Source organism: [Pseudopropionibacterium] massiliense (genome assembly GCF_900607225.1).
Classification (GTDB): Bacteria; Actinomycetota; Actinomycetes; order Propionibacteriales; family Propionibacteriaceae; genus Arachnia; species Arachnia massiliensis.
This window is the reverse complement of the sequence record NZ_LR027842.1, coordinates 832,718-841,700: the sequence shown is the minus strand read 5'-3', so window position 1 is coordinate 841,700 and position 8,983 is coordinate 832,718. Positions and strand designations below refer to the sequence as shown.

The following is an 8,983-nucleotide window of genomic DNA, read 5'->3' as shown; positions in this document are numbered from 1 at the left end:
TGATGTGCCGCTGTCCGGGTGGTATCACATACAGGACTGCTACACCTTGGCGCAACAGAGGCATGTCGGAAACCCACAAAGCGCCGTAGAGGAACTCGTCATTTTTGTGACGTATTTCTTCAACGACTCCAAACAAACCCACCTGCTACAGACGGGTCCACAAAATCTTGGAACGCGAATGGTGTTGCAACCACCCCAGAGACGGTACGCCGGCTCATGCAGCCTGGAGGGCCTGGTGGCGTGTCAGCCCCGCCCCAAGGCCCGCACCACCGTGCCTGCGGCCGACCTGGCAGGGCGCCCCGACCTGGTCAAAAGAGACTTCACAGCAGATGCTCCGGCCCGGAAACTGGTGGGTGACATCACCTATATTCACACCCGGGAAGGGTTCGTGTACCTGGCGACCGTGACGGGGCGGCCTGCTCGACAAAGGATTGTTGGCTACGCCATGACAGGGGCACATGCGAACCGAATTGGTCCAAAACGCCCTGGAAATGGCGGTCCGGAACTGCCGAACCGTCAAGGGTGTGACGATTTTTCATTCGGACCGGGGATCGCAGTACACGTCCGCCGATTACACCGCCACCATGAACAAATATGGCTTCCTCGCATCAGTGGGAAGAACCGGCGTGTGTTACGACAACGCAGCAGCAGAATCATTCAACGCCACCTGCAAGAAAGAACTCGTAAACCGGAAGATCTACCACACCAGAAGAAAAGCAATCAAAGAGGCTTATTCACAGGCGGCGCGTCGACCAGTGAAACCCCTAGTCGGAGCGCGCTTGAGGATGGCTGTGAATAAGCCTCAAAGAAGTGACATCATGGATTGAACTCTGGTACAATCAAACCAGGCTTCATTCCGCGATCGGGTACCGCACCCCGAACGAAGTCCATCAGGAATGGAGGAAAACCGAGACGGCAGCCTAAACCATAATCCAAGTTTTTCACCGCCGTCCACAAAACCTATGGCAGTCCACTCTTGTACTCGGCGCTGGACCCGGCCCTGCAATCCGGCCAGCACGCCTCGGACGGGTGCCTCAGCGTCAAGGCGGCCATGACGCTGTTCGCCGATGAGATCTCCGCTCTCAAACCGGAGCGCGATGAGTTGGCGAAAGAAGCCGCCAGTTTTGATGCCAAGTCTATCCCTGAGGATGAGGATGGCCGCCAAGGCTACATGGATGAGGCCGTGGCTCTCAACGGAAAGATCGTTGTCCTCATCCAGAAGTACGAAACCGCGATCAACACATGCTTCGAGCAGCTCGCGGCGATCGGGAACGACGGCCTGCCAACACCGGATGTCCCTGCATGGTCCGGAGTCCCGGGGGACACCTTGATAGCTGCCCTGGCAGCCGTGGGCGAGACCAGGAAGGTGGACGTCGAACGCGTCATCAGACGCGTCGTCATCCGCCTCTTCGGGGAGGATTTCAGGATCCCCTACTGGGTGAAGCGCGCCAAATCCCGGCACTGGGACTGGAAATCATGGATTCCTCAAACCAACCAGCAGGGAAGCTTCCTGACCCGCTTCCGCGCGGCGGTGACCGAGGCATTCCTCGGTCCACCACGAGGACGCTACGGTCCGGCAACCGTGATCCGTCCCCCCCACATCACGGGATCGTGGGGTCTGGGGCGGGAACACAGCCTGCAGACCCGCACCGGCACGTCCGCTCTCGGGCGCACAGCGGGACGTGGCCTCTTCGTTCTCGGGGTCGGGTTGACCTACAGCAGCGGAGTCGAGAAAGCCGACACGAGATACCGCGAACAAAACCCGGAACTTTCCGCAAGCGAACGGCAATCGCGGGTGAGGGAAACCGCCACGGTCCGGACAGGCTCGCAAGTACTCGCGTCCGCATGGGCAGGAGCTGCGATCGGCTCCATGCTTCCGGTGGGAGGAACCGCCGTCGGCCTGGCAGTGGGTGTCGTGGTCGGGTTGGGCATGAGCATCGACACCGGCGAAGGCAAGACTGTCGGTGATCGCATTGCCGATGTTGGCGAAGGGTTCTGGAATTGGTGCAAAGGAGTATTCGGCAGATGATAGGTCACGCAATTCTTCTGGAAGGTCTCGTCCCCGGCGACATCTTCACCGCAATCTTTCTTCTTATCATCGGTGTCCTCTGCCTCTGGCAAGGCTGGGTCGCCTACACCGAACCCATCCCCCGCTTCGTCATCAACTACCGCGGCTGGACCTGCCCACCCCTCGCCATGTTCTACGGAGGTGTGACCATGCTGCTCATGTCCTTTGGAGCGCTCAAACCGCCCCTGTCCCGCATCCCAGGAGGAGTGATCGGGATGACATGGCTGTTCTGCGGCCTGACCTCTCTATTTGGCCTCTTCTTCTGGTTCCCGCCATTCCTTCTCCCCCGCTGGTACCGCCGAGCCGTGAAGGCCGGCGTCCCACGCAACGACCCCAACGCCATGGGAGCCTTCAAAGCCCTCCCCGTGGAGCAGCAACGCGAAGCGGCCAGACGAGAAAACCGACGATGAGGCGCTGAACCGGACACGGAATGCCCGGTGTCCACGCCGCAATAGGATGAATGGTCGTGTACGACGTCTCGGTGGTGTTGTTCGAGGGCTTCGAACTGCTCGACGTGTTCGGGCCGGTCGAACTGCTCGCCAGGCTGCCCGCGGAGTATCGGATCACCTACGTGGCGCCCGAAGCCGGCCCGGTTCGGAGCAGCCAGGGAGCAGAGATCGTGGTTCCCACTTCCCTGGAGGATCCGCCGTCCGCCGACATCGTGCTGGTGCCGGGCGGTCCGGGCACACGCCATCTGGTCCGCAACCAGCGCTTCCTCCAGATGATCACCCACCTGGCCACCACTGCGTCGATCGTCGTCTCGGTGTGCACCGGTTCAGCGGTTCTGGCGGCCGCTGGTTTGCTGAACGGATACCGGGCGACCTCCAACAAGCAGGCCTTCGGCTGGGCGTCGGGACATGGGGACGGGGTCACGTGGGTACGCAGGGCTCGGTGGGTCCACGACCGGAATCGGTGGACCTCCTCCGGGGTGGCGGCCGGCATGGACATGACGGCCGCGTTGATCGGTCACCTCACCGGCCCGGAAGCCGCGGCGACAGCCGCCCGGGACATCGAGTTGGAGATTCACCACGATCCCGAGCGGGATCCCTTCGCGGACCTCCGGTGACAGGTACAGAGACATCCTCCTGCCGCTACGATGTTGACACGCTCACGACCCTGAGGATCGACGACGATGCGGCCCTTCGCACGGCGGCCTTCCAACATGAACAGGAAACGTCGTCACACAGGCCGTCGACAGTCGAAGGAGACCCGATGAATCACCCGCAACCCGAACGGATCAGCTGGCTGGACAGCGTCGAGCATCACGCATGGCTCTCCCGGCACCGGGAAGCGCTGCTGGACTTCTTCCAACCCGAGGTGGTGCTGCCCGGCGCGGGCTACGCCTATCTCGACTCGCGAGGCCAGGCGCTACCCCGGATGGGCTCGCAGCTGTGGCTGGGCGCGCGAATGCTGCACTGCTTCTCGATAGCGGCCATGCAGGGTCGCCCGGGGGCCGAGGACGTGGCCCGGCACGGCATCTGTTTCTACCTGAGCGGCGCCGGGCGTGACGCTGAGCACGGCGGCTGGTTCCCGACCGTCGGAGGCGATTCCTCCAGCTCCCGCAAGGAACTCTACGGGCAGGCACACGTCCTGCTCGGCGCCAGTTCCGCGACAGCAGCCGGGATTCCCGGGGGCGAGGAACTGCTGGCCGCGGCCCTGGACGTCATCGAGAGGTTCTGGGTGGAGGCCGACGGCGCGGGCATCGATGCCTTCGACCGCGAATTCCACCAGGCCGAGCCCTATCGTGGCCAGAACGCCAACATGCACCTGACGGAGGCCTACCTGGCGGCCCACGAGGCAACCGGCGACGAACGGCTTCTGGAACGGGCCACAAGAATCGCGCACCGCATCGCGGGTCGGGCCGCCGAGGCCACGGAAGGGGCCTGGCGGCTCCCGGAACACTTCGACGCCGCGTGGCGGGAGCTGCCCGACCACAACCGCGACGAACCCCGTCATCCCTTCCGGCCGTATGGTTCCCAGCCCGGGCACTGGCTCGAATGGGCGAAACTGCTGCTCCAGATCCGTGGTCTCGGTATTCGGGAGGACTGGCTGCTGGACGCGGCCCGGCACCTGTTCGACGGCGCATTCCGCGACGCCTGGGCAAGCAACGGCGGTTTCTGCTACACCGTCGACTGGGACGGAAAACCTGTGGTCCCGGAACGATTCTTCTGGGAGATCGCCGAGGGAATCGGCGCTGCCGCCGGGCTGTTCCGCGCCACCGGTGAACAGCGTTACGAGGATGCCTACCGCACCCTCTGGACCTACGCCGACGACCACGTCATCGACCACACGGACGGCGCCTGGTGGCAGGAACTCGACGTGGAGAACCACCCCACCACCCACACGTGGGAAGGAAAACCTGACCTCTACCACGCCTACCAGGCCACCTTCTACGCCCTGCTGCCCGAAAACCGGGGAATCGCCGCCTGGGTTCGCGACCAGCGCCGCGGTGACGTCAAAGCGGGCTAGTCGGACCGCGAGGTGCCGGTGGATGGTTTCGACACGGGCCGCTCGTTCCTCGCAGGTCGGCTCAACCGACCTGGGCTCGAAAACGAAACGGGGAGGCATCCTTGCCCAGGATGCTTCCCCGTTCTTCCAGGCTCAGTCCTCGTCCTCGGACTTCTCCTTCACCGGCTCGGTGACGAATTCCAAGACCGCCAGCGGCGCGGAATCTCCCTTGCGGATGCCGATCTTGGTGATACGGGTGCAGCCACCGTCACGACCCTGGAGAGTGGGGGCGATCTCCTCGAACAGCTTTGCCACCACGTCTCTGTCGGTCACGGATTTCAGCACCAGGCGACGGGCATGAAGATCGCCACGCTTGGCCTTGGTCACGAGTTTCTCGACCAGCGGCTGGACGCGGCGGGCCTTGGTCTCGGTGGTGGTGATACGGCCGTGCTCGATGAGCTGGGTGGCCAGGTTGCGCAGGATGAGGCGCTCATGGGTGGGGCTACCGCCCAGACGGGGGCCCTTGGTCGGCTTAGGCATGTTTCAATTCTTTCGGTCTGGTCCCGAGCAGCGCTCGGTGTGGGTTCTCAGTACTGCTCGGTCTCGGCGTAGTCTTCGTCCGCTTCGGCGTCGAGGTCCTCCTCGCCCTCATGCTCCTGGTCATAGCGCTCGATGGCCTGGATCGGGTCGAAGCCCGGGGCGGCGTCACGCAACGAGAGCCCCAGGTTGTGAAGGGTGACCTTGACCTCGAGGATCGACTTCGAGCCGAAATTGCGGATGTCGAGGAGATCCTCCTCGGAACGGGCGACGAGTTCACCGACGGTGTGGATGCCCTCCCGTTTGAGGCAGTTGTAGGAGCGGACCGACAGGTTCAGGTCCTCGACGGGCAGGTTCAGCGACTCGGCGATCTGCTCGTCCACGGGCGAGGGGCCCATCTCGATGCCCTCCGCGTTGACGTTGAGCTCGCGGGCCAGGCCGAAGAGCTCCACCAGGGTCCGCCCTGCGGACGCGACGGCGTCGCGGGGAGCCATGGACGGTTTGGTCTCGACATCGATGATGAGACGGTCGAAGTCGGTGCGCTGCGCCACGCGGGTGGCCTCCACCTTGTAGCTCACCTTCAGCACGGGAGAGTAGATGGAGTCGACGGGGATGCGTCCGATCTCGGCGTCGGGATCCTTGTTGAGAGCGCTGGAGACGTAGCCCCGGCCGCGTTCGACCACCAGCTCCATCTCAAGTTTGCCGCCTTCGCTGAGGGTGGCGATGTGCAGTTCGGGATTGTGCACCTCGACTCCCGCCGGAGGCTGGATGTCGGCCGCGGTGACCTCGCCGGCCCCGGCCTTGCGCAGGTACATGACCACGGGCTCGTCCTCCTCGGAGGACAGCACCAGCCCCTTCAGGTTGAGGATGATCTCGGTGACGTCCTCGACGACGCCCTCCAAGGTGGAGAACTCGTGCTGATTGCCCTCGATCTTGATGGAGGTCACGGCCGCGCCCGGGATGGACGACAGCAGGGTGCGACGCATCGAGTTGCCGAGGGTGTAGCCGAAACCGGGTTCGAGGGGCTCGATGATGAACCGTGAACGGTACTCGGAAACCGTCTCTTCCGACAAGGTCGGACGCTGTGCGATGAGCATTTTCTTCCTTCCCGCGCCACCCACTATTTGATGACGCGAATACCGCGACCGGAACCGCTCCGGCCGTGGCGCCCGGAGAACCGAGCTGGGGTGGTCGAGCACTGCGGTGCCGACCACCCCGATGGGGTCCAGGTCCACTACTTGGAGTAGAGCTCGACGATCATCTGCTCCTGGACGTCGATCACGATCTGTTCGCGGACGGGGAGCTGGTGGACGAGGATGCGCATCCGGTTGGGACGCGCCTCGAGCCACGCGGGAACAGTGCGTTCGCCGTGGGTTTCACGAGCCACCACGAGCGGGTGGATGTTCATCGACTTCTCGGCGACGTCGATGATGTCGTGGGCCTTGACACGGTACGACGGGATGTTCACCTTCTTGCCGTTGACGAGGAAGTGACCGTGAACCACGAGCTGGCGGGCCTGCCGACGGGTGCTCGCGAAACCCGCGCGGTACACCACGTTGTCGAGGCGCGACTCGAGGATCTGCAGCAGGTTGTCACCGGTTTTCCCGGGATGACGATCCGCTTCCTCGTAGTAGCGGCTGAACTGCTTCTCGAGGACGCCGTAGGCGAAACGAGCCTTCTGTTTCTCCTTGAGCTGCAGCGAGTACTCGGAATCCTTGGTGCGACCGCGACCGTGGACGCCGGGCGGGTAGGGACGGCGTTCGAACGCCTTGTCGTTGCCAACCAGATCGGTCCCGAGGCGGCGGGACTTCTTGGTCATGGGGCCGGTGTAACGAGCCATTATCTCTTCAGTCCTTTACTTCTCGGGCGCTCAGACGCGGCGACGCTTCGGCGGGCGGCAGCCGTTGTGCGGCACGGGCGTGACGTCGGAGATGGTTCCGACCTCGAGGCCCACGGCGCCCAGCGAGCGGATCGCGGTCTCACGGCCCGAGCCCGGGCCCTTGACGAACACGTCGACGCGCTTCATGCCGTGCTCCATGGCGCGGCGACCTGCGGCCTCGGCGGCCATCTGGGCGGCGAAGGGGGTCGACTTGCGGGAGCCCTTGAAGCCGACGGTGCCGGCGGAGGCCCAGGAGATCACTGCCCCGTTGGGGTCGGTGATCGAGATGATCGTGTTGTTGAAGGTGCTCTTGATGTGAGCCTGTCCGGCGAGGACGTTCTTCTTCTCCTTGCGGCGCACCTTGGTCTTGGCGGCCTGCTTGCGGCTGGTTGCCATCAGTAGTCAAATCTCCTGTCTCAGCTCACCGCGCGGGTCAGCGTGCCTTCTTCTTGCCGGCCACGGCCTTCTTCTTGCCCTTGCGGGTGCGCGCATTGGTGCGGGTGCGCTGACCACGGACCGGGAGACCACTGCGGTGACGACGGCCCTGGTAGTTGCCGATCTCGACCTTGCGGCGGATGTCGGCGGCAACGGTACGACGAAGGTCACCCTCGATCTCGTAGTTGCCTTCGATGTGGTCACGCAGCGCGACGAGCTGCTCGTCGGTGAGCTGGTGGACACGGAGATCGCCGCTGACACCGGTGGCGGCGAGGGTCTCGGCGGCGCGGGTGCGACCGATCCCGAAGATGTAGGTGAGGGCGACCTCCAGGCGCTTGTCGCGCGGCAGGTCGACACCAACGAGGCGTGCCATGTTCTACCTTTCAGTGTTTCCGGCCCCTGTGGGCTTCGCCCGGTCAGGTCGGGGACCGCGAAGGTGTGTGGCGTGTCGCGTCCCCTCCTGGCGCGCGGCGGTTCTGTCGCCGCAGAGGGGCCTTGGCCTTCGTCCAAGGGTCGGGAGTCACCGTTTCCAGTGGCCCTTGCGATCACGTTGTGTTCACTTGTCTGGCGGGCTGGGCGACCTGCCCCGTTCCGCGATGTTCTGCGAACCCTCGCCGGGTTTCAGCCCTGGCGCTGCTTGTGGCGCGGGTTGTCGCAGATCACCATCACACGACCGTGCCGGCGAATGACCTTGCACTTGTCGCAGATCTTCTTGACGCTCGGCTGAACCTTCATTCGAGCAACCTTTTCAATCGGCGACTGGGCAGTCTCCTACCCAATCTGTGGTGGATGAGCCGGCCGCCGGAAATCCGGACCATCGCGGGCACGCGACGACATCCGGGCATGGACGGCCGACGACAAAGCCTACGTCACATCTCCGGTATTCACCAAACAGGCTCGACAAATGACCGACGCCCGACCGTGGGTCGGGCGCTGAGAATTCACACTTGACAGGACCTGGCCGGTCACTTGTGCCGGTACACGATACGACCACGGGTGAGGTCGTAGGGGGAAAGCTCGACGACCACTCGGTCGGCGGGCAGGATGCGGATGTAGTGCTGACGCATTTTTCCGCTGATGGTGGTCAGGACCTTGTGCCCGTTGGGCAGCTCCACGCGAAACATTGCGTTCGGCAACGCCTCGACCACGGTCCCCTCGAGTTCGAGGGCTCCTTCTTTCTTCGCCATGTGCTCTCATTCGTCGGTGGAAACCGGTTTCCGGGTGCGGCAGAATACCGCGGTACCAAAGGCAGTGTACGCGGCACACGGCAACGTCCCAAATCCACCCCGGACCAGTCGCCGCCACCGCGGAACCGTACCGTTGACCCATGCAGTACTTCGCCGTTCACTACACCTACGTCGACGACCCCGGTCTCATCGCCCGCCACCGCCCCGAGCACAGGGCCTTCCTGTCGACCCTGACCGACAAGGGACTCATCGCGGGAGGCGCCTACCCCGAGGCCACGCCACCGTCCGCTCTCCTCGTCGTCAAGGCCGAGAGCACCGAGGCCGTCTCAGAGCTGCTCGCCGACGACCCGTTCCGGACCAACAAAGTGCTGGCCGATGTCCGCATCGTCCACTGGACCCCGGTGATCGGGATCTTCGCGGAGTAGGTTT

At 63.9% G+C, this 8,983-nt stretch carries 12 protein-coding genes and 1 pseudogene; 6 read left to right on the top strand and 7 right to left on the bottom strand.

Going from position 1 to position 8,983, the window contains the following annotated elements; all coding sequences use genetic code 11:
• Positions 1–458: 458 nt before the first annotated feature.
• From E0E39_RS03570 to E0E39_RS03550, 5 genes are all read left to right on the top strand, one after another.
• The gene (locus E0E39_RS03570; RefSeq protein ID WP_342770190.1) at positions 459–827 is read left to right on the top strand and encodes a DDE-type integrase/transposase/recombinase; all 369 of its coding nucleotides are present in this window, start codon (positions 459–461) and stop codon (positions 825–827) included.
• A 149-nt stretch (positions 828–976) separates the two neighbouring features.
• The gene (locus tag E0E39_RS03565; protein ID WP_130873511.1) at positions 977–2,029 is read left to right on the top strand and encodes a hypothetical protein; all 1,053 of its coding nucleotides are present in this window, start codon (positions 977–979) and stop codon (positions 2,027–2,029) included.
• On the top strand, positions 2,026–2,478 hold the full coding sequence (locus tag E0E39_RS03560) for a hypothetical protein (RefSeq protein WP_130873510.1): 453 nt from the start codon (positions 2,026–2,028) through the stop codon (positions 2,476–2,478). Before E0E39_RS03565 ends, E0E39_RS03560 begins: the two co-directional genes overlap by 4 nt.
• A 56-nt stretch (positions 2,479–2,534) precedes the next feature.
• Positions 2,535–3,134 carry a DJ-1/PfpI family protein gene (locus tag E0E39_RS03555; protein ID WP_425470598.1) on the top strand — a complete coding sequence of 200 codons (600 nt, stop codon included), beginning with the start codon at positions 2,535–2,537 and terminating at the stop codon, positions 3,132–3,134.
• A gap of 146 nt (positions 3,135–3,280) precedes the next feature.
• Complete coding sequence (locus E0E39_RS03550) at positions 3,281–4,537, top strand: AGE family epimerase/isomerase (RefSeq protein WP_130873508.1); 1,257 nt, start codon at positions 3,281–3,283, stop codon at positions 4,535–4,537.
• A gap of 147 nt (positions 4,538–4,684) precedes the next feature.
• On the opposite strand, the pseudogene rplQ reads toward E0E39_RS03550, so the two are convergent.
• From rplQ to infA, 7 genes and pseudogenes are all read right to left on the bottom strand, one after another.
• Positions 4,685–5,056 (bottom strand): annotated as a pseudogene (rplQ, locus tag E0E39_RS03545) (50S ribosomal protein L17); the annotation flags it as partial.
• A gap of 47 nt (positions 5,057–5,103) precedes the next feature.
• Positions 5,104–6,150, bottom strand: a complete 1,047-nt coding sequence (locus E0E39_RS03540; RefSeq protein ID WP_130873506.1) for a DNA-directed RNA polymerase subunit alpha — start codon at positions 6,148–6,150, stop codon at positions 5,104–5,106.
• A 137-nt stretch (positions 6,151–6,287) separates the two neighbouring features.
• Positions 6,288–6,893, bottom strand: a complete 606-nt coding sequence (gene rpsD / locus E0E39_RS03535) for a 30S ribosomal protein S4 (RefSeq protein ID WP_130873505.1) — start codon at positions 6,891–6,893, stop codon at positions 6,288–6,290.
• Between the two features lie 30 nt (positions 6,894–6,923).
• A complete protein-coding gene (gene rpsK, locus E0E39_RS03530) occupies positions 6,924–7,328 on the bottom strand; it encodes a 30S ribosomal protein S11 (RefSeq protein ID WP_014847211.1) in 405 nt (134 codons plus the stop codon).
• Between the two features lie 37 nt (positions 7,329–7,365).
• Positions 7,366–7,740: a 30S ribosomal protein S13 gene (gene rpsM / locus E0E39_RS03525; protein ID WP_014847212.1), complete on the bottom strand. Its 375-nt coding sequence runs from the start codon at positions 7,738–7,740 to the stop codon at positions 7,366–7,368.
• Between the two features lie 248 nt (positions 7,741–7,988).
• Positions 7,989–8,102, bottom strand: coding sequence for a 50S ribosomal protein L36 (gene rpmJ / locus E0E39_RS03520; RefSeq protein ID WP_002514836.1), 114 nt, complete (start codon positions 8,100–8,102; stop codon positions 7,989–7,991).
• Between the two features lie 230 nt (positions 8,103–8,332).
• Complete coding sequence (infA, locus tag E0E39_RS03515) at positions 8,333–8,554, bottom strand: translation initiation factor IF-1 (protein ID WP_014847213.1); 222 nt, start codon at positions 8,552–8,554, stop codon at positions 8,333–8,335.
• Positions 8,555–8,694: 140 nt separating this feature from the next.
• Here infA and E0E39_RS03510 point away from each other — a divergent pair, with 140 nt between their 5' ends.
• On the top strand, positions 8,695–8,979 hold the full coding sequence (locus tag E0E39_RS03510; protein WP_130873504.1) for a YciI family protein: 285 nt from the start codon (positions 8,695–8,697) through the stop codon (positions 8,977–8,979).
• Positions 8,980–8,983 lie beyond the last annotated feature (4 nt).